The organism is Colwellia sp. BRX8-5 (assembly GCF_014077325.1).
GTDB lineage: Bacteria > Pseudomonadota > Gammaproteobacteria > Enterobacterales > Alteromonadaceae > Colwellia_A.
In genome coordinates, this window is record NZ_JACGVR010000091.1 from 1 (window position 1) to 496 (window position 496).

Consider the following 496-nt stretch of genomic DNA (forward strand, 5'->3'; position numbering starts at 1 on the left):
GAAACTGCTGATGGTCCACTCACGGTAACGAGTTTTACTGTTGGTGGGAATACGTACAATGCAGGTGATACGGTTACTCTTGCGGAAGGTGAACTCACTTTAAATACCGATGGTAGTTACACTTTCACTCCGAATGATAACTTTAATGGTGCTGTTCCTCTAATTACTTACATTGTTACTGACGGTGCAGGTGACACTCAGAGTTCTACCCTAACCATTTCAGTAATACCGGTTTCTGATTTAAGTGATGATAGTGAAACTGTCACGATAGCTGAAGATACAATTGCTACAGGTAATGTGCTTGATAATGCAGAAACTGCTGATGGTCCACTCACGGTAACGAGTTTTACTGTTGGTGGGAATACGTATAATGCAGGTGACACCGTTACCCTCACTGAAGGTGAGTTAACTTTAAATACCGATGGTAGTTATACCTTTACACCTAATGACAATTTCAACGGTGCTGTTCCTGTAATTACTTACATTGTTACTGACG

Annotated in this window: 1 protein-coding gene; it reads left to right on the top strand. The window is 41.1% G+C overall.

The genetic code is table 11. The annotated features are described in order from the left end of the window. The coding region (locus H4J62_RS20820; protein WP_182218799.1) for an Ig-like domain-containing protein at window positions 1-496 on the top strand (496 nt) is incomplete at both ends.